The 19,139-nt window shown below is 72.7% G+C and carries 21 protein-coding genes; 11 read left to right on the top strand and 10 right to left on the bottom strand.

Features of this window, described 5'->3' with window-relative positions; genetic code table 11:
* Nucleotides 1-84 precede the first annotated feature (84 nt).
* Both MM438_RS02765 and MM438_RS02760 read left to right on the top strand, forming a co-directional pair.
* On the top strand, nucleotides 85-1,290 hold the full coding sequence (locus tag MM438_RS02765) for an MFS transporter (protein ID WP_241450688.1): 1,206 nt from the start codon (nucleotides 85-87) through the stop codon (nucleotides 1,288-1,290).
* Nucleotides 1,291-1,408: 118 nt separating this feature from the next.
* Nucleotides 1,409-2,425, top strand: coding sequence for an IS481 family transposase (locus tag MM438_RS02760; protein ID WP_241450101.1), 1,017 nt, complete (start codon nucleotides 1,409-1,411; stop codon nucleotides 2,423-2,425).
* Here MM438_RS02760 and MM438_RS02755 read toward each other — a convergent pair.
* The 10 genes from MM438_RS02755 to MM438_RS02710 all read right to left on the bottom strand — a co-directional run bounded on the left by MM438_RS02755 (nucleotide 2,378) and on the right by MM438_RS02710 (nucleotide 9,010).
* Complete coding sequence (locus MM438_RS02755) at nucleotides 2,378-3,223, bottom strand: alpha/beta fold hydrolase (RefSeq protein ID WP_241450686.1); 846 nt, start codon at nucleotides 3,221-3,223, stop codon at nucleotides 2,378-2,380. The two genes, MM438_RS02760 and MM438_RS02755, sit on opposite strands and share 48 nt — an antisense overlap.
* Nucleotides 3,217-3,537 (bottom strand): DUF2516 family protein, encoded by a 321-nt coding sequence (locus MM438_RS02750; RefSeq protein WP_241450684.1) that lies wholly within the window; start codon nucleotides 3,535-3,537, stop codon nucleotides 3,217-3,219. The genes MM438_RS02755 and MM438_RS02750 overlap by 7 nt, the downstream gene beginning before the upstream one ends.
* Before the next feature lie 16 nt (nucleotides 3,538-3,553).
* Entirely contained in the window at nucleotides 3,554-3,979 is a 426-nt protein-coding gene (gene dtd / locus MM438_RS02745; RefSeq protein WP_241450681.1) for a D-aminoacyl-tRNA deacylase, read from the bottom strand.
* A gap of 63 nt (nucleotides 3,980-4,042) precedes the next feature.
* Nucleotides 4,043-4,888, bottom strand: coding sequence for a hypothetical protein (locus tag MM438_RS02740; protein WP_241450673.1), 846 nt, complete (start codon nucleotides 4,886-4,888; stop codon nucleotides 4,043-4,045).
* A complete protein-coding gene (locus tag MM438_RS02735) occupies nucleotides 4,885-5,376 on the bottom strand; it encodes a helix-turn-helix domain-containing protein (protein ID WP_241450671.1) in 492 nt (163 codons plus the stop codon). The genes MM438_RS02740 and MM438_RS02735 overlap by 4 nt, the downstream gene beginning before the upstream one ends.
* Nucleotides 5,377-5,454: 78 nt before the next feature.
* Entirely contained in the window at nucleotides 5,455-6,294 is an 840-nt protein-coding gene (locus MM438_RS02730; RefSeq protein ID WP_241450669.1) for a beta-keto acid cleavage family enzyme, read from the bottom strand.
* A 44-nt stretch (nucleotides 6,295-6,338) separates the two neighbouring features.
* A complete protein-coding gene (gene ygfZ / locus MM438_RS02725) occupies nucleotides 6,339-7,379 on the bottom strand; it encodes a CAF17-like 4Fe-4S cluster assembly/insertion protein YgfZ (RefSeq protein WP_241450667.1) in 1,041 nt (346 codons plus the stop codon).
* Nucleotides 7,376-7,879: a heme-binding beta-barrel domain-containing protein gene (locus tag MM438_RS02720; RefSeq protein ID WP_241450665.1), complete on the bottom strand. Its 504-nt coding sequence runs from the start codon at nucleotides 7,877-7,879 to the stop codon at nucleotides 7,376-7,378. Before MM438_RS02720 ends, ygfZ begins: the two co-directional genes overlap by 4 nt.
* A gap of 20 nt (nucleotides 7,880-7,899) precedes the next feature.
* Nucleotides 7,900-8,733 (bottom strand): hypothetical protein, encoded by an 834-nt coding sequence (locus tag MM438_RS02715; RefSeq protein ID WP_241450657.1) that lies wholly within the window; start codon nucleotides 8,731-8,733, stop codon nucleotides 7,900-7,902.
* Nucleotides 8,734-8,749: 16 nt separating this feature from the next.
* A complete protein-coding gene (locus MM438_RS02710) occupies nucleotides 8,750-9,010 on the bottom strand; it encodes a MoaD/ThiS family protein (protein ID WP_241450655.1) in 261 nt (86 codons plus the stop codon).
* Nucleotides 9,011-9,094: 84 nt separating this feature from the next.
* Between MM438_RS02710 and MM438_RS02705 the strand changes: the two genes are divergently transcribed.
* The 9 genes from MM438_RS02705 (at nucleotide 9,095) to MM438_RS02665 (ending at nucleotide 18,909) form a co-directional block, all read left to right on the top strand.
* Entirely contained in the window at nucleotides 9,095-9,853 is a 759-nt protein-coding gene (locus tag MM438_RS02705; protein ID WP_241450653.1) for a winged helix-turn-helix transcriptional regulator, read from the top strand.
* Between the two features lie 33 nt (nucleotides 9,854-9,886).
* The gene (gene mshD, locus MM438_RS02700; protein WP_241450651.1) at nucleotides 9,887-10,795 is read left to right on the top strand and encodes a mycothiol synthase; all 909 of its coding nucleotides are present in this window, start codon (nucleotides 9,887-9,889) and stop codon (nucleotides 10,793-10,795) included.
* A gap of 12 nt (nucleotides 10,796-10,807) precedes the next feature.
* On the top strand, nucleotides 10,808-13,042 hold the full coding sequence (locus MM438_RS02695; protein WP_241450636.1) for an RNA degradosome polyphosphate kinase: 2,235 nt from the start codon (nucleotides 10,808-10,810) through the stop codon (nucleotides 13,040-13,042).
* Nucleotides 13,043-13,114: 72 nt separating this feature from the next.
* On the top strand, nucleotides 13,115-14,107 hold the full coding sequence (locus tag MM438_RS02690) for an NUDIX hydrolase (protein ID WP_241450580.1): 993 nt from the start codon (nucleotides 13,115-13,117) through the stop codon (nucleotides 14,105-14,107).
* Nucleotides 14,108-14,275: 168 nt separating this feature from the next.
* Complete coding sequence (gene pstS / locus MM438_RS02685; RefSeq protein ID WP_241450571.1) at nucleotides 14,276-15,445, top strand: phosphate ABC transporter substrate-binding protein PstS; 1,170 nt, start codon at nucleotides 14,276-14,278, stop codon at nucleotides 15,443-15,445.
* 110 nt (nucleotides 15,446-15,555) lie between these two features.
* Nucleotides 15,556-16,599, top strand: a complete 1,044-nt coding sequence (pstC, locus tag MM438_RS02680; protein WP_407568253.1) for a phosphate ABC transporter permease subunit PstC — start codon at nucleotides 15,556-15,558, stop codon at nucleotides 16,597-16,599.
* Entirely contained in the window at nucleotides 16,596-17,510 is a 915-nt protein-coding gene (gene pstA / locus MM438_RS02675) for a phosphate ABC transporter permease PstA (RefSeq protein ID WP_241450563.1), read from the top strand. Before pstC ends, pstA begins: the two co-directional genes overlap by 4 nt.
* A 28-nt stretch (nucleotides 17,511-17,538) precedes the next feature.
* Complete coding sequence (pstB, locus tag MM438_RS02670) at nucleotides 17,539-18,315, top strand: phosphate ABC transporter ATP-binding protein PstB (RefSeq protein ID WP_241450561.1); 777 nt, start codon at nucleotides 17,539-17,541, stop codon at nucleotides 18,313-18,315.
* A gap of 327 nt (nucleotides 18,316-18,642) precedes the next feature.
* A complete protein-coding gene (locus MM438_RS02665) occupies nucleotides 18,643-18,909 on the top strand; it encodes a hypothetical protein (protein ID WP_241450547.1) in 267 nt (88 codons plus the stop codon).
* Nucleotides 18,910-19,139 lie beyond the last annotated feature (230 nt).

Genomic DNA, 19,139 nt, shown 5'->3' with positions numbered 1-19,139 from the left:
CCCCTCTGGGTGGAGGCTTCGAGCAGGCCGGGAGGCACCGGGGAGTTCGTTAGGTTGGGCTCACCACCCGTTCGAGAGGACACCGTGCCCAGCAGCCGCGCCACCACCGTCACCCCTGCCTCCGCCCGCCGCGCCGCCTGGGCGGTCGCCGCCGTCTTCGCCGTCAACGGCATGGGCTTCGCCACCTGGTCCTCGCAGATCCCCGCGATCAAGGCCGCCCTCCGCCTCGATCCCGCCACGCTGGGCGCCCTGCTCATGTGCGGCTCGGTGGGCTCGCTGGTGGGGCTGCCGCTCGCCGGCGCGGTCACGAGCCGGATCGGCGCGGCCCGGACCGTGCTCGCCGGCCTGGCGGTCTTCGTCGTCGGACTGGCCACCCTCGGCGTCGCGACCGATCTGCTGCCCCAGGCTCCCCTCGCCGGGGTGGGCTTCGCGCTCATCGGCCTGGGGATCGGCGGCTGGGACGTCGCCATGAACATCGAGGGCGCCGCCGTCGAGCAGCACCTGGGCCGCGCGATCATGCCGTGGTTCCACGCGGCCTTCTCCGCGGGCACGGTCCTGATGGCGCTGGTCACGGCAGGCCTGTCCTACCTGCACGTCCCGGTGTGGACCCACCTGCTCGCCGTGGCGGTCGCCTGGCCGGTGCTCGGGGCGCTGGCGGTGCGGGGCTTCGTGCCGGGCGCCGACGCCGAGCACCACGAGAAGCGTCCTTCCGCGGCGTCGGCCTGGCGCGAGCCGCGGACCCTGCTCATCGGCGTGGTCGTGCTCGTGGCGGCCCTCACCGAGGGCACCGCCAACGACTGGGTGGCGGTGGCCTTCGTCGACGGCTACGAGCTGCCGCGGTGGGCCGGGGTGCTGGGCTTCGCGGTCTTCCTGACCGCCATGACGGTGGGTCGGCTGCTCGGCACCGCCGCCCTGGACCGGCACGGGCGGGTGGCGGTGCTGCGGGTGCTCTTCGTCCTGGCGGCCGTGGGCTCGCTCCTGGTGGTCTTCGGCGGCCCCGTCCTGGCGTACGTCGGGGCAGCGATCTGGGGCGTGGGGGCGAGCCTCGGCTTCCCGGTGGGCATGTCCGCGGCGTCCGACGATCCGCACCGCTCGGCCGCCCGGGTCAGCGTCGTGTCCACGATCGGCTACCTCGCCTTCCTGGCCGGACCGCCCTTCCTGGGCTCCCTGGGCAACCGGGTGGGGGTGCTGCACTCCCTGCTGCTCGTGGGGGCGCTCGCGGTCCTCGCGCTCGCCCTGGTGCCCGCGACCCGCGAGGAGACCTCGGGCCAGGAGGCGTCAGCCGCCTAGGTGTTGCGGTGCAGGAGGTTGTTGACGCGGGGCCGGGGTTGAGGACGGGCAGGTCCGTCGGCGGCACCATGAGTAGCGACCAAGCAACTCGTATAGCCGATCTCGAAGGACCTGCCCTGTGCCCCACCGTAACGCGCCCCTGACACCCGAGGGTCGTCACCGGCTCGTGCTGCGTTGTCAGCACCGCCCCATCGCCCACGTCGCCGCGGAAGCAGGCGTGTCACGCCAGTGCCTGTCGAGGTGGGTGAACCGCTACCGCGAGTACGGGCAGGCCGGACTGCTCGACCGCTCCAGCGCACCCCACCGGCGCCCCACCCAGACGCCTCAGAACGTCGTGGACCGGGTCATCGAGCTGCGCAAGAAGAAGCGCTCGGCCACGCGGATCGCCGCCGACCTCGCCGCCGAGGGCGTCACGATCGCCGCGTGCACGGTCTCCCGGATCCTGCACCGAGTCGGGCTGCCTCGCCTGTCATGGCTCGACGCCGACGGCGAACCCCTCCGCGCGCCCGGCACGATCACCGCCCGCTACCCCGGACACATGATCCATCTCGACGTGAAGAAAGCCGCCCGCATCCCCGACGGTGGCGGCTGGCGGGTCCACGGACGCGGCAGCGAGCAAGACAAAGCAGCCGACCGCGCCGCCCGCGCCACCGGCAGGAAGGGCACCCGTGCCGGGTACACGTACATCCACTCCGCCGTTGACGGGTTCTCCCGCCTGGCCTACACCGAGTGCCACGACGACGAGACCGCCGCCACCGTGGTCGCGTTCCTGTCCCGCGCCCGAGTGTTCTTCCGCGCCCACGGCATCACCCGCTACACGCGGATCGTCACCGACAACGGGCCCGCCTACACGTCCAAGCACTTCGCCCGTCACGCCGCCTCGTTCGCCTCACGCCATCAACGGATCCGCCCCTACACGCCTAAGCACAACGGCAAGGTCGAGCGCTACCAAGGCCTGATGAGCAGCGAGGTCCTTTACGCCCGCCCCTGGACCAGCGAGCAGCAACGTCGCAACGGCATCGCCGGGTGGGTCAACCACTACAACTACCATCGCCCCCACACAGCCGCTGGCGGCAAGCCCCCAGCCTCACGCCCCAAAACCAGCGTCAACAACGTCCTGCCGAGTTACACCTAGGAATCCGCTCACGAGGCGGCGGACCTCGTCGCGGTGCGCCCAGAGCAGACCGCCCGGCGGGAGCACGTGCACCTGGGCCTGCGGGAGGACCTCGCCGATGCGGCGGGCCACCTGGGCGGGATGCACCTCGTCGCCCTCCTGGGCCAGCACGAGGATCGGGCAGGTCACGTCGGCCAGGTCGGCGGCGGACCCGACGGCGGCCTGGCCGGGCATCGAGGCCAGCGCGCGTGCCAGGCCGAGGCGGTTGATCCGGCCGTCGGCGACGGCGTCGCCCATGGACCGGGCCCACCGGTCGGCGGCATCCGCGGCGCCACCCGCCCCCGCCCCGGCACCCGTGTCACCGGCGAAGAGCTCGTAGGCGGCGGACACGTCGCCTTCCTCCAGCCGACGGGCCAGCCGGTGCACCTCGTGGACGGCCGTCCCGCGGCGCGGCTCGTCCAGGGTGGGCGGCAGCACGAGCGCCACCCGCTCGAACCGGTCGGGGGTCCGCGTCAGCAGCCGCAGGATCGCGGCTGCCCCCATCGACACGCCCAGGGCCCGGCCGGCGCCGACGTGGTCGGCCACCGCGCGCAGCTCGTCGGCAAGGTCGTCATAGGTCCACGGCAGGTCCGGCGTGACCGAGGACCCGTGCCCGCGGAAGTGGAAGAAGGTACGGGCCCCCCGGACTCCCGACGCGAAGGGACGGGTGGACTCGATGGCCGCCCCCACCCCGTGGGCGAACACCGTGGACGGGGCGCCGCGCCCGACGGTCAGGACCTCCAGCGGTCCGGCCGGACCCTCGACGGAGGTCGTCACCACGGGCCGTAGGGGCCGTCCGACCGGCCCGCGCCCAGCACCGCGCGCAGCGCGGGCCGCACGTCGACCCAGTAGACGATGATCGCCACGACCGCGATCAGGCCAGGCAGGCTGAGCGGGCCGAAGGCGAAGACCACGAGGGCGGAGCCGCCGAGGATGGCCCCCCACCCGGCCTTGGTGAGCTTGCCCGCGGCGCGGAAGGCGTCCTCGCGGATGCGCAGGACCTGGACCAGGCCGACGAGGGCGCCGACCACGGCGGCGAGCATCAGGGCCGAGGTGATCAGGCCCTGGAGGGTGAAGGAGAGATCGGCGAGCACCCCGGCAGCGTAGCCGTCAGACGTCCACGATCACGGTGAACGGGCCGTCGTTGACCGACGCGACATCCATCGTCGCGCCGAAACGGCCCGTCTCCACGTGGATCCCGCGCTCGCGGACCGCGGCCACGACGGCGTCGACGAGCGGCTGCGCGACCGGGCCGGGGGCGGCCGCCGACCAGGACGGACGACGGCCCTTGCGCGTGTCGCCGTACACCGTGAACTGGCTGACCACCAGCACCGGGGCGCCGATGTCGAGGACGCTGCGCTCCTCGTCGAGGATCCGCAGCTCGGTGATCTTGCGGGCCATCGCCGCGACCTGGTCCGGCCCGTCGTCGTGGGTGACGCCCAGCAGGACCAGGAGCCCGGGTGAGGTGATCTGACCGACCACCTCACCCGCCACGACCACGCTGGCAGCGGTGACTCGGGTGATGACGGCGCGCACGGCAGCTCCTGGTATGGCGAGTAGGGTCGGAGGGCGGTCAGCCCTCCGACCCTACTCGGCAGGTCACTCGGTGGCGGCCTGCGCCACCGAGGCCCCGACCTCGGCGGAGGAGGTGCCGCCGGTGGCGGGCGGGACGTCGGCCTTGGCCGTGCGGGGACGGCGCGGCGCGCGGGCGGCCTTCGTGACCGCCGGGGTGTCCGCCTGCGTGCCCTCCTCGAGGTCGGCCGCCGTGGTGGCGGACCGCATCGCGGTGGCCTTGCCCGCGACCGAGGCGCGGGAGGGCCGCTTGGTCGCCTTGGCCGGGGTGGTCTCGACGTCCTCGATCGTGGTGGCACGCTTCGCGGTGCGCTTGCGCGGCGGGCGGGGGGTCTCGGCCTTGTCGTCCTTGGCGACGGCCCGGACGTTCTTGACCGGCGCCGTCTGGGCGCCCTCGCCCTCCACGACGGCGCCCTTGACGGTGACCGCGGCGGCGTCCTCGTCGCGACCGAGCGCCTTGTCGGCCAGGCCCCGCACGGACGCGGCGGCCCTGACGGTGGCCTCGGCGCGCTCGGCGGCGGCCTTGACGCGCTTGTCCTCGCGGATCTCCTCCACGCTGCGGCCCACGACGCGCTGGCCGCGCTGGGTCATCTCGGTGTAGGCGTGGGAGGCCAGGCTGGCCACGGTCAGGCCCTGGTTGAGCACCTGCTCGGGGGCGCCGTGGGCGACCTTGCCGGCCTTGACCGCCGCGTCGTGGGCCTCCTCGTTGGCCTTCGCGATGCGCTCCTCGAGGTCCGTGCGGATGGCGTCGGCGAGGGTCTCGACCTGGGCGAGGGTCTTCTTCAGCTGCTCGATCGCCAGGTCGGCGGCTCCGACGGCGGCGTAGACCGGTGCGACCGCAGGCTGCTTGCGGGCCGTGGACTTCTTGCTCATGGCGTGCTCCTCGGGGTGGTGGTGACGGTGCTGCGAGACGTGGGGCGGCGGCGGGCGCCGGGCCGGGCCGTGGTCGAGCCGTCCGCCGAGCCCGCGGCCTGGGTGCGGGCTCGGCCGGCGGACGACCCCGACGGATCGACCATCTGGCGGTAGCGGTCCACCAGCGCCGCCCGCTGGCGCGGGGACAGGGCCGGGTCCGCCTCGATCGCGGCGACCACGTCGGAGCGCGGCGCCCGGACGGCCTCGTCGTCCAGCAGGCCGGCGCGGACGTAGAGCGACTCCGCCGAGACCTGCAGCCCGGTCGCCAGGGCGTTGAGGATCTCCGCGCTGGGGCGGCGAAGCCCCCGCTCGATCTGGGAGAGATAGGGATTGCTGACGCCCGCGAGCTCGGACAGCTGCCGCAGGCTCAGCTGGGCGGCCACCCGCTGCTCGCGCAGGTAGGCACCCAGGTCCGACCCGGGCAGCCGAGCCACTGGTAACCGTCCCATGACGGACAGTCTGCTTGCGATTGCAAGCAGAGGTCAACCGCTCGCGCCGGGACCGCGCCCGCTCGCCGCTCCGTGAGGTCAGCGGGCGCGTTTGTCCTTGACCTGCAACAGCTCCCGGGCGTCCGCCGTCGACATGGCCGGGCGCTGCAGCAGCTCGGCCAGCTGCGCCGCCCGCTCCACCAGCTGGGCGTTGTGCTCGACCTTGACCCCGCGCGCGAGCAAGAGGTTGTCCTCCATCCCCACCCGCAGGTGACCGCCTGCCGCGACCGCGGTCGCCATGATCGGCAGGTGACCCCGCCCGATGCCCGTCGCCGACCAGGAGGTGGCCTCGGCCGGCAGGGCGGCCACGCAGGCGAGCAGGGCCTGCGGCGTGGCCGGCGCGGCGCCCGGGACGCCGAGGACGAAGTCGCAGTGCACCTTCCCGCCATACGGCAGGCCGCACTCCTCGATCAGCCGGCCCAGGGCGTGCACGTGGCCGAGGTCGAAGATCTCGAACTCCGGCACGACCTCCTGCTCCTGCGCTCGGACGTAGAGATCGCGCATGAAGGGATGGGGATTGAGGAACATCCCGTCGCCGAAGTTGGTGCTGCCGCAGGTGAGCGAGCAGGAGTCGGGGTCCGCGTCCAGGACCGCCAGGCGGGCCTCGAAGGGATCGGTGATGGCGCCGCCCGTCGACAGCTGCACCACCAGGTCGGTCGCCTCGCGCAGCGCCGCCACGGTCTCGCGCAGCCGACCCACGTCGAGGGTGGGCTCGTGCCGATCGTCGCGGATGTGCACGTGGATCAGGCCGGCCCCCGCCGCCTCGCAGCGCTGCGCGGTCTCGACGAGCTCCTCGAGCGTCGTCGGAAGGGTGGGGACGTCGGCCTTGGTGGACTCCGCGCCCGTCGCGGCCACGGTGATCAGGGTGGACTGAGACATGCCGCCATCGTGGCACAGGGCGCAGATCCTGCGGATCCAGGGGGCTAGCGAGCCACGATCTCCGTCTGGGCCGCCACGATGCCGCAGATCGTCAGGTCTGCCTCCACCGGCGTGGAGCGCTTGAGCACCGCCAGCCCGATCGGGCCCTCCTCGTGGTGCCGAGCGACGGAGCCGAGCCGACCGACCACGCGCCCGTCCAGCTCGACCGGCGCGTCCCGCTCGGGCAGCACGTGGCCCGAGCCGTCCAGGTGCAGGAAGGCCAGCCGTCGCGGCGGCCGCCCGAGGTTGTGCACCCGGGCCACGGTCTCCTGCCCGCGGTAGCAGCCCTTGTGCAGGTGCACCGCCGTCCGCAGCCAGTCCACCTCGTGCACGATAGTGCGGTGGTCCGTCTCGTGACCGAGCCGGGGCCGCCAGGCGGCGATCCGCAGCGCCTCCGCGGCCCAGGTGCCCGCGAGCGAGCGGTCGGCCAGCCGGTCGGCGAGCTCGGCACGGGGCACGACCACCTCGCGCCAGCGGCGGTCGGCGCCGGGATGACCCTCGACCGGACCGTATGCCGCGGAGTCCGGACCCAGGTGCGGCCAGGGGTCGCGCCAGGTGGGCGGCTCGCCCTCCGCGCCCTCGGCGTCGACGGGCTCGCCGACCACGGCATACGCCTCGGTCACGTCGGTGACCTCGACCCGCAGCAGGAACTGCATCCGGTGCAGCCAGGCCACCAGGGCCGGCGCGGTGCCCGGCTCCACGGTGACCCAGGCGGTCTCGCCGTCGTCGACGAGGTGCAGCGCGTGCTCGACGTGCCCGGTCGGGCTGAGCACCAGGTCCTCCACCGACGTGCGGGGCGGCAGGCCGGTGAGCTGCTGGGTGGTGAGCGAGTGCAGCCAGGACAGGCGGTCCGGGCCGGTCACCGTGACGACGCCGCGGTGCGACAGGTCCACGGCGGCGAGGCCCTCGACGAGGAGGCGCTGCTCGCGCATCGGGTCGCCGTAGTGCGCGGCGACGCCCGCGTCCTCCCGCTCGCCCGAGACGGCGCCGGGGCGCTCCAGCAGCGGCGAGGCACCGCGGCCGGGCGCCCCCGCCCCAGCGGTCACGACACCCGCTTGAGCTGGGCGGACAGGTGGGTCTGCAGCGGCTGACCCTCGGCAGCCATGTCCATGGCCCAGAACAGCTCGCCGTTGACGTAGCCGTACATCCGCGAGCCGGCGGAGTAGTCCTTGGCCTCCGGGGAGCGCAGCACGCCGTCGGTCTTCATCATCAGCCGGGCCGGCTCCACGGTCCCGTAGTACATCTCCACGATGCCGGTGGGGTGCGCCAGCAGCAGCTCGCACTCCTTGCTCTCCTCGCCCGTCGGGCGCAGGAAGCCGACCTCGGTGGCCCTCGGGCGGACCTTGGTCCCCTCCTCGTCGAGCTCCCAGGTGCGCGAGTGCCACTCCAGGAACGGCCGCCCGTCGTGGGTGATCTCGAGCTCCTGGCCGAAGCGGCCCTCGCTGATCGTGGGATAGGAGAACAGGCCGACACCCTCCCACCGCCCGATCATCCAGGCGAGGGGCAGCAGCGGCGCGGGCAGGTCCGTGGGGATCTCGAAGGGCACGGCCCGATGCTAGTCGGTGGTCAGCCCAGCAGGTGGCGCGTGACCATCTCGACCGCCGGGCCGCACACCAGCACCGAGGCCACCCCGCTCACCAGCTGGGCGCGGTGGACGACCAGCGTGGGCAGCGGTGCCATCAGAGCCCGGGTGGCGAGGCCGAGCCCGGAGCAGGCGACCCCGAGCAGGCCCGCGGGCAGCAAGGGGGCACCGACGAGCACGGCCACCACGAGCGCCGTCCCGGTGCCGGCGACGACGGCTCCGGGCACGATCGTCGGCCACCGGCGCGCCCGGTGGAGCAGCCACTCGACCAGAGCGGTGACCGCCACGGCGGCGCCGGCGACCTGCGCCCCCCGCTCTCCCCCGGGCAGGCCCGGGACGGCCACCCAGGTGACCCCGGACGCGAGCAGGGCCAGGGCGAGCAGCGTGCCCGACAACGAGGTGACCACGCGCGGGCGACCGTCGCGACGCAGCAGCTGGTGCAGGAAGGCCGACACGACCCCCAGCGCCAGGGCGGCCGGGACCCAGCGCAGGCTGGCGCCGTCCCTGGGCAGCGCCACGGAGGCGAGGAGCAGCACCGCGGTGATGCCGACGGTGATGACCGTCCCCTTGCGGCTCGGCAGGCCGACGAGTCGGGTCCAGCCTGCGGTGAGCACCGCGAAGGCCACGGCGACGGCGCCCACGGTCACGGGTCCCGCGGCTCCCCGGGCGCTCCCGGCCACCGCGAGCAGGACCGCGAGGGCGACCGCGGCCAGGACGACCAGGCTGCGAGCGGGCAGCTCGCGCACGGTGGTGGGGCGGGCGATCCGCCTCGCGTGCTGCCTCAGCTCGAGGCGACGGGAGGCGTCGGGTGAGATCACGTCGCGCATCCTTCCATCACCCGCCGGCGAAGGGCGGCAGCACCTCGACGACGCCACCGGACGGCACCGGGACGTCGGCGCCGACCGCGCGGCCCCCCAGCAGGGTGCTGCAGGCCGGGAGCACCCGGGCGAGGGCGGGTCGCGCCTCGACCGCGGCGGCCAGCACGTCGGCGACGGTATGCCGGCCGGCGGCGAGGGTCAGGGTGTCGGACGGTGCCCCGGCGGCGGCCCGGGCCCCGGCCCAGTACCTCACCTCGACGGTGTGCGCGCTGACCACGGCTCTCCTCGGTCGTGCGGACGGTGATCACCCCATGGTCGCATCCCGCGCGAGCGGCGCCGGTCGCCATACGCTCCTCGGACCATGGCCCTGCTCCTCCTGCTCACCGACGCGCCCGCCGCGAGCGCCGAGGTGCTGCCTGCGCTGGCGCTGCTGCCCCACCACGTGCGCACCTCGGCGGCCGAGGCCTCGGCGCTGCTGGACGCCCCGCGGTGCGACGCCGTGCTGGTGGACGCCCGCCGGGACCTGGCCTCGGCCCGTGGGCTGTGCCGGGTGCTGCGGGCGACCGGGACCACGGCCCCGCTCGTGGCGGTGCTCACCGAGGGTGGGCTGGTCGCGGTCACCGCCGAGTGGGGCCTGGACGAGATCCTGCTGGACACGGCCGGGCCGGCGGAGGTCGAGGCCCGGCTGCGGCTGGCACGGACCCGTCGTGGCGCCGAGGAGGACCCGACCGACGAGCCGATCCGCTCCGGCTCGCTGACCATCGACGAGGCGGCCTACACCGCCCGACTGGGCGACCGGGTCCTCGACCTGACCTACAAGGAGTTCGAGCTGCTCAAGCACCTAGCCCAGCACCCCGGCCGGGTCTTCACCCGCGCCCAGCTGCTTCAGGAGGTCTGGGGCTACGACTACTTCGGGGGCACCCGCACCGTCGACGTGCACGTCCGACGGCTGCGCGCCAAGCTCGGGCCGGAGCACGACCTGGCGATCGGGACGGTCCGCAACGTCGGCTACCGCTTCGACGAGCTGGCCGGGCCGGACGAGCCGGCGGCCGACGGGACCGGCACGGCGGAGGGACCGGCGGGCGGTTCCGACCTGGCCGAGGGCGCGGGTCGCGCCTGAGCACCCCCCGGGCCTGCGTGGTGCAATGGGCGCATGCCCAGCCAGCCCCAGGTCGACCTGCTCCACCAGCTCACCCCCGCCGAGGTCGACGAGGTGCGCCACGTCGTCGCCGAGGCCACGGACGTCGACGGGGTCGGTCCCTTGTCCGAGCAGGCTCGGCTCGACCTGAGCCGGCCGGGCCGGCACCTGGTCGTGCGGTCCGGCGGGCACGTCGCGGCGTATGCCGGCGGCGACGCCGACGGCCTGGAGCTCGTGGTCGCTCCCGCCCACCGGGGGCAGGGCCTCGGCGGCGCGCTGCTGGACGCCGCCCTGGCCGGCCTCGGGGACGCGGAGGTGCACGTGTGGGCGCACGGCGACCTGCCGCCCGCCCGGCGGCTGCTGGCCTCGCGCGGCTTCCTGCCGGGGCGCGACCTGCGCAAGCTCGGCCGGCCGCTCGCACCCACGGCGTCCGAGCTCGAACCGGCCGTCGCGCCCGAGGGCCTGGCGGTCCGCCACTTCGTCCCCGGGGACGAGGAGGCGGTCCTGCGGGTCAACGCCCGGGCCTTCGCCCACCACCCGGAGCAGGGCTCGCTGGACCTGGCCGGGCTGCGGGACCGGATGGGCTCGACCTGGTTCGACCCGGAGGGCCTGATCATGGTCGAGGACGTCTCGGGCGCGGCGCCGCGGCTCGCGGCCTTCCACTGGACCAAGGCGGACCCCACGGACGACGACGAGCACACCGGCGAGGTCTACGTCGTGGCCGTCGACCCCGACCACCAGGGCCGCGGCCTGGGAGCCCTGGTCACCCGCCTCGGCCTGGACCACCTGCGCTCGCGCGGGCTGACCCGCGTCGTGCTGTACGTCGAGGCCGACAACCGAGCGGCGATGGCGACATACACCCGTCAGGGTTTCTCGACGGTGGCCACCGACGTCCGGTGGTCGCGACCAGCGCCGTCGCGATGAAAAGATAGGACCATGCAGGCAGACGACGCGCAGCAGACGCCCCCGGCCCCCGATCCCGCGCAGCCGGGGGAGGACGCGCGCCAGACCGCCCCTGCCCGCCCCCGCTCCGCCGACGGGAGATTCACCCGCAGCACGGTCCTGGACGCCGACGACGGCCTGCCCGAGGACCGCTTCCTGGACCGTGAGCTGTCCTGGCTGCAGTTCAACGAGCGCGTGCTGCAGCTGGCCGCCGACCCGGACGTCCCGCTGCTGGAGCGCACCCGCTTCCTGACGATCTTCGCGAGCAACCTGGACGAGTTCTTCATGGTGCGCGTCGCCGGCCTCAAGCGACGGATCGCCACCGGCCTGGCCGTCCGGTCGGCCTCCGGGCTGGAGCCACGCGAGCTGCAGGACGAGATCAGTCGCACCGCCCACGGCCTGATGATGCGGGCCGCGCGGATCCTGCACGAGCAGGTCGAGCCTGCCCTACGGGAGGAGGGCATCGAGATCGTCCGCTGGGACCAGCTGACGCCGCAGGAGCAGGAGCACCTGTCCGAGGTCTTCCGCAGCGAGATCTTCCCGGTGCTGACGCCGCTGGCGGTGGACCCCGCCCACCCCTTCCCGTACATCTCCGGGCTGTCGCTCAACCTGGCGGTGACGCTCCGCAACCCGCGCACCGAGGCCGAGCACTTCGCGCGGATCAAGGTCCCGGACCTGCTGCCCCGCCTGCACCAGGTGTCCACGACCGGCGAGGTCGACCTCTACCACGTGCGCTTCGTCCCGCTCGAGGACATCATCGCGGCGCACCTGGAGCTGCTCTTCCCCGGCATGCAGGTGCAGCAGAGCTACTTGTTCCGGGTCACCCGCAACGAGGACCTGGAGGTGGAGGAGGACGACGCCGAGAACCTCCTCAAGGCCCTGGAGAAGGAGCTCACCCGCCGCCGCTTCGGCCCGCCCGTGCGCCTCGAGGTCGAGGAGGCGATCGACGACCACGTGCTGCGGTTGCTGGTGCGCGAGCTCGGCGTCGAGCCGCACGAGGTCTACCGCCTGCCCAACCCCCTCGACCTGCGCAGCCTCGGCTCCGTCGCCGACCTGTCCCGCTCGTCGCTGCACTACCCGGCCTTCCGGGCGCGCACCCACGGCCACCTCGCCCCGCGCGAGCGCTCCGAGGCCAGCGACGTGTTCAGCGCGATCCGGCAGCAGGACGTCCTGCTGCACCACCCCTTCGACTCGTTCAGCACCTCGGTGCAGGCCTTCCTCGAGCAGGCCGCGGCCGACCCCCAGGTCCTGGCGATCAAGCAGACGCTCTACCGCACCTCCGGCGACTCCCCCATCGTGGACGCGCTGATCGCCGCGGCGGAGGCCGGCAAGCAGGTCGTCGCGGTCGTGGAGATCAAGGCGCGCTTCGACGAGTCCAACAACATCGCCTGGGCCCGCCGCCTCGAGCACTACGGGGTGCACGTGGTCTACGGCATCGTCGGGCTCAAGACCCACGCCAAGCTGTGCCTCGTCGTCCGGCAGGAGCAGGACGGGCTGCGCCGCTACTGCCACGTCGGCACGGGCAACTACAACCCCAAGACGGCCCGCCTCTACGAGGACATCGGCATCCTCACCTGCGACCCGCAGGTCGGCGAGGACCTCACCCGCCTGTTCAACCAGCTCTCCGGGTGGGCGCCGCGCAGCAAGTTCAAGCGGCTGCTCACCGCCCCGCGCTCGCTGCGCAACGGGCTGATCGAGCACATCGAGTCGGAGATCGACCTGGCCCAGTCCGGGCGTGGGGGCTACATCGCGATCAAGGCCAACTCCCTCGTCGACGAGGCCGTGATCGACGCGCTCTACCGCGCCTCCCGGGCGGGCGTCCAGGTCGACGTCCTGGTGCGGGGGATCTGCGCCCTGCGCCCCGGCGTGCCCAGCCTGTCCGACAACATCCGGGTCCGCTCGATCCTCGGCCGGTTCCTGGAGCACTCGCGCATCTTCGTCTTCGGCAACGACGGCGACCCGGTGGTCTACTTCGGCAGCGCCGACATGATGCACCGCAACCTCGACCGCCGCGTGGAGGCGCTGCTGCGGGTGCGGGACCCGCGCCAGGTCAAGGAGCTCGTCTCCATCGTCGAGCAGGGTATGGCGGACACCACGTCCAGCTGGCACCTCGAGGACGACCGGTGGGTGCGCCACCACCTCGGCGCCGAGGGCGAGCCCCTCCTCGACCACCAGGAGGCACTCATCGACCAGCACCACAAGAAGCAGCGACGCCGCAACCGCGTCTGACCGGGACCCCGGCTGCGCTGCCGCGGTCCTGCCGCCATACGGTCTGAACGACCACCCACGACAAGGAGTCCGATGCCCGCCCCGGTGCCCGCGCCGCCCGCCCGAACCCCGGCGGACACCCCGGTGGTCGCCGCTGCCGGGGCAGTGCCGTGGCGTCGCCGGCGAGGGACCCTCGAGGTTGCCCTGGTGCACCGGACCGCGCACGACGACTGGGCCTGGGCCAAGGGCAAGCTCGACCCGGGCGAGGACTGGCCGACGGCGGCGGTCCGCGAGGTGCACGAGGAGACCGGGCTGCGGGTGCGGCTCGGCCGGCCGCTGCCGGTGTCGGCGTACTCCTTCGTCGACCGGCACGGCGACGTGGCCCGCAAGCGGGTGCGCTACTGGGCGGCGGAGGTCACCGGCGGCGACGGTGCCCTGCACCACGAGATCGACGAGGTGGCCTGGCTGCCCGTGCCAGAGGCGATGCGGCGACTGGACTACGCCCGCGACCGCGAGCAGCTGAGGGCGGTCGTGCGGCACGCCGACCGCGGAACCCTGACGACCTGGCCGCTGGTCGTGGTGCGCCATGCCAAGGCGCTTCCCCGCGGGCGCTGGCGGCGCGACGACCGGGAGCGCCCCCTGGACGACCGGGGACGCGCCCGCGCCCAGGCGATCGTCCCGGTGCTCGACGCCTTCGGGGTGCACCGTCTCGTGACGTCCGCCTCGGTGCGCTGCGCGGACACCCTGGCGCCCTATGCCGAGGTCGCCGGCCTGGAGCTGAAGCGCAAGAACGGCCTGACCGAGGAGGCCTTCCTGGAGGACCCCGAGCGCGCCGTCCGGCACCTGCACCGCGCCGTCGTGCGGGGTGTGCCCGGCGCGCTGTGCTCCCACGGCCCGGTCCTGCCGCTGCTGCTGGAGGAGCTCTCGGGCCTCGCCGCCACGGGCGAGGAGGACGGGTGGGCCGTGGCCGAGACCCTGCTCGAGGCGGCCGATCTCGGTATGGCGAAGGGCGAGCTCCTCGTCTGCCACCTCAGTGGGAGCGGCGCCGACGCGCGCATCGTGGCGGTCGAGCGGCACCTCCCCTGAGGTTCGTCGTCCATCGTGATCGAGTCGATATCCGACTACCGAGGGTGACGCCAGCCGTTCACCTCGCGTTCATGGCGCGCGCGACATGGCGTCACCAGTGCTGCCTAGGTTGACCGGCGAGGGCGCGACTGCGCTCACCATGACACTGCTGTGGAAGGTACTCCCATCGTGAAGACTCAGCGTATTGCCGGTCTGTCGACCCTTGCCCTTGCTGGCGCCCTCGCGCTGACCGGGTGCGGTTCGGACGACAACGCCACCACGACCTCGTCGTCGACCAGCACCGCGGTCTCCGGTGGCTCGTCCTCCTCGGCCACCGGTGGAGACTCCGCCGCCGCCGCTGCCGGCAAGGCCGAGTGCTTCAAGGGCTCGCTCAAGGCCGAGGGCTCGTCGGCCCAGAAGCTCGCCTTCACGGAGTTCTCGGACAAGTTCTCCGACGCCTGCCCCGACGCGACCGTCGACTACAACCCCTCCGGCTCCGGCGCGGGCATCAAGGCCTTCATCGGCAAGCAGGCTGACTTCGCGGGCTCCGACTCCGCGCTCAAGACCGAGGCCAAGGACGGCAAGATCGAGCAGGTCGAGGCCGACAAGGCCTGCGGCTCCCCCGCCTGGAACCTGCCCATGGTCACCGGCCCGATCGCGATCGCCTACAACGTCAAGGGCGTGGACAAGCTCGTCCTCAACGCCGACGTCGCGGCCGACATCTTCAACGGCAAGATCGTCAAGTGGAACGACCCGGCCATCGCCAAGCTCAACGCCGGCAAGACCCTCCCCGCCGAGGACATCAAGGTCTTCTTCCGCTCCGACGAGTCGGGCACCACCGAGAACTTCACGAAGTACCTCAAGGCCGCGGCCCCCGCCAGGTGGACCGCCGAGCCCGGCAAGAAGTGGACCGGCAAGGGCGAGGGCAAGCCCAAGTCCGACGGTGTCGCCGGCGCGGTCAAGTCCACCGAGGGTGGCATCACGTATGCCGAGTGGGGCTACGCCAAGCAGAACTCCCTGGGCACCGCGGCCATCGACACCGGTGCGGGCCCGGTCGAGCTGACGGGCGAGTCCGCCGGCAAGGCCGTGGCCGCCGCCACGCAGGCCGGTCAGGGCAACAACCTCGCCCTCAAGCTGGACTACGCCACCAAGGCCCCCGGCGCCTACCCGATCGTCCTGGTGACCTACGAGATCGTCTGCTCCAAGAACGCCGACGCGACCAAGGGCACCAACATCAAGAACTTCCTCGGCTACATGGCGTCGGACGAGTCCCAGGCCGCCCTGGCCGACAAGGGCTACGCCCCGCTGCCGGCGGAGGTCCTCACCAAGGTCCGCACCGCCATCTCGGCCCTGAGCTGACCTCGGGTCCACGACCTACCATCGACGGCGGTCGCGTCACCACGACGCGCCCGCCGTCGATGACGTACCCGCCCTGGCAACCCCTCGATCCCTGATCTGCTGAGGTCATCGTGACTACACCCACTCCATCCCCGACCGACGTCTCGACACCCGTCCCGTCGGTGACCGGCGTGGCGGCGCCCGTCGCCACCCAGGACAGGAAGCCCCCGGTCCTCGGCGATCGTGCCTCCACCGGCCGCCTCGGCGACAAGATCTTCCTGGGGCTCTCCTCCGGCGCCGGCATCCTGGTCATCGCCCTGGTGACCCTGATCGGCGTGTTCCTCCTCGCCCAGGCGATCCCCGCCCTGGCCAAGAACCACACCAGCTTCCTGACGAGCCGCACCTGGGACGTCGACGACCCGGCCGACATGCGGTTCGGCATCGCCCAGATGCTGTGGACCACCGTGGTCAGCTCGATCATCGCGATGCTGATCGCGGTGCCGGTGGGCGTCGCGGTCTCGCTGTTCATCACCGAGTACGCCCCGCCGTGGCTGGCGCGGCCGGCGGCCACCCTCATCGACCTGCTGGCCGCCGTCCCGTCGATCGTGTACGGCCTGTGGGGGGTCGCGACGTTCACCCCGTGGGTCAACCCGATCCAGAGCTGGCTGATGAACCACCTCGGCTGGTTCCCGCTCCTGGGCAGGTCGAGCACCTCGGGCACGATCTTCGTGATCGGTCTGGTCCTGTCGATCATGATCCTGCCGATCGTGACGGCGCTGACCCGAGAGGTGTTCAGCCAGACGCCGCGGGCCCACAAGGAGGGCGCCCTGGCGCTGGGTGCGACCAAGTGGGAGATGATCCGGACCGCCGTCCTCCCCTTCGGACAGCCGGGCGTGATCTCGGCCGCCATGCTGGCCCTGGGCCGTGCCCTCGGCGAGACGGTCGCGGTCATGATGATCCTGTCCAGCCTGTCCGACGGCGCCCCGTGGAGCTGGTCGATCTTCGGCGGTGGCGAGACCTTCGCCTCCAAGATCGCCAACAGTGCCGGCGAGCTGGACACCCCGACCAAGACGGGGGCCTACATCGCGGCCGGCCTGGTCCTGTTCATCCTCACGTTCATCGTCAACGCGATCGCGCGCGTCGTGATCGAGCGTCGGAAGGCCTTCACCGAATGAGCACCTCCGTCACCGCGGCCCGGCCCGAGTCCCAGGGCACCACGGGGATCGCCAAGGCCTCCGGCTCGCGCAAGACCAAGGACCAGATCGCCCGGGTCCTGGTGTGGGCGGCCTTCCTGCTCGCCCTCACCCCTTTGGTGTGGATCCTCTGGGACGTCCTCCACAACGGCGCCAAGCTGCTGCTGGACAGCGGCTGGTGGACCCACTCCCAGCGCGGGATCCGCACCAACAAGGTGGGTGGCGGCGCCTACCACGCCATCATCGGCACCCTCGTGCAGGCGCTGGTCACGGCGCTCATCTCGGTCCCGGTCGGCATCTTCACGGCGATCTACCTGGTCGAGTACGGACGCGGCCGGCTCGCGCGCGCCGTCAGCTTCATGGTGGACATCCTCACCGGTGTCCCCTCCATCGTCGCGGCGCTGTTCGTCTACGCGGTGTGGGTCACGACCTTCGGCATCCAGAAGATGCCCTTCGCGGTCTGCCTGGCCCTCATGCTCCTGATGATCCCGACGATCGTCCGCTCCACCGAGGAGATGCTGAAGCTCGTGCCCAACGAGCTCCGCGAGGCGTCGTACGCCCTCGGCGTGCCCAAGTGGAAGACCATCGCGAGCGTCGTGCTGCCGACCGCGTTCTCGGGCATCATCACCGGCGTGCTGCTCGGCCTGGCCCGCATCATGGGCGAGACCGCGCCCCTCATCGTCCTCGCGCCCTACACCAAGTCCATCTCCACGGACCTGTTCGGCGGCAACATGGCCACGCTGCCCACGATGATCAACGACGGCCGTGGTGACATCTTCATCCCCGCCGCGCACGATCGCGTCTGGGCCGCCGCCGCCACCCTCATCGTCCTCGTCCTCCTGCTCAACCTGCTGGGCCGCCTCGTCGCGCGCTTCGGCTCGGTCAAGAGCTGACCCCACCTCGAAAGCGACAGACACTCTCATGGGCAAGCGCATCGATGTCGAGAACCTCAACATCTTCTACGGCACCTTCAAGGCGGTGCAGGACGTCACGATGACCATCGAGCCCCGCTCGTGCACGGCCTTCATCGGCTCGTCCGGCTGTGGCAAGTCCACCGTCCTGCGAACCCTCAACCGCATGCACGAGGTCATCCCCGGCGGCCGGGTCGAGGGCAAGGTCCTCCTGGACGGCCAGGACCTGTACGCCCCCGGGGTCGACCCGGTCGGCGTCCGCCGCAGCGTGGGCATGGTCTTCCAGCGCCCCAACCCCTTCCCGACGATGACGATCAAGGAGAACGTCGCGGCGGGCCTGCGCCTCAACGGCGTCAAGAACAAGAAGCAGATCGACGAGGTCGTGGAGCGGTCGCTGCGCGGTGCCAACCTGTGGAACGAGGTCAAGGACCGTCTGGACAAGCCCGGCGCCGGCCTGTCCGGTGGTCAGCAGCAGCGCCTGTGCATCGCCCGCGCCATCGCGGTGGAGCCCGAGGTGCTGCTGATGGACGAGCCCTGCTCCGCCCTGGACCCGATCTCGACCCTCGCCATCGAGGACCTGATCACCGAGCTGAAGCCGAAGTACACCATCGTCATCGTGACGCACAACATGCAGCAGGCGGCCCGCGTCGCCGACCGCACGGCGTTCTTCAACCTGGAGGCCCAGGGCAAGCCGGGCCAGCTCATCGAGATCGACGACACCACGAAGATCTTCAACAACCCGAAGGAGCGGGCGACGGAGGACTACATCTCCGGCCGCTTCGGGTGAGCGGCAGCCGCGCGAGGACCCGCTCCCGCGTCGTTCGGGCCAGGCCGGCCCCGAGGAGCACGTCATGGGCCTCCTTCGAACGTGCCCCGGGGCCAGCCTGGCCGCGGGGCATGGCGGGGGCGACGCGGGAGCTCTTCACGGACCCGTGATGAGGACCTGGGCGAGGTCCCCTCCCAGCGAGCAGGGAGGGGACCTCGCCCAGGTTCACGCTAATGGATTCACCTGTTACTGACAGTATGCAACCACGGGGTCGCCGCAGGTTAGTGCGTTGCGGCGAACACCTGACGATGCCTGGCCGGGTGCTCGGGCCTGGGCCATGCTCGATCCATGAGCATCCAGAGCCGCCGTAGCCCCGACGTGACGGCCGCCCCCCTCGTCGGAACCGAGCTCGGGCGCGCCGTCGGCGAGCCCGCCTGGCAGATCATCGAGCTCGGCAGCTTCACCCACGGCGAGTGCCTGGAGTGCTGGTGGGTCGGCCCGGGACGTCGCGCCCGCAGCAGCGCCCGCCAGGACTCCCAGCTGCACGCGCTCACCGGGTGCGGCGACGCGCAGCAGATCCTCGGGCGCTCCTCGGAGGGTGCCGTCGGCCGCTGAGGCCGGTATGCCGAGAGACTGGCGCTCCTGCGAAGCATCGGACGGGACAAGGCCGGACGCGGGAAGGCCGAACGCCTCGATCCCGGCACAGGAGGTCCCGACGTCCGACCGCAGGACACGACGAGGGCGGCCACCCGGCTGGGTGGCCGCCCTCGTCGTGTCCGCGCCGGGAAGGTGTCCACCCGCGGCAGAGCAGAGCGCCGGACCGGGAGCGCCTCTCGGCACGTGGC

It is taken from the genome of Arsenicicoccus dermatophilus (assembly GCF_022568795.1).
In the GTDB taxonomy this organism is placed as follows: domain Bacteria; phylum Actinomycetota; class Actinomycetes; order Actinomycetales; family Dermatophilaceae; genus Arsenicicoccus; species Arsenicicoccus dermatophilus.
The sequence above is the reverse complement of the archived record's forward strand: the minus strand, read 5'-3'. Positions and strand labels throughout refer to the sequence as shown.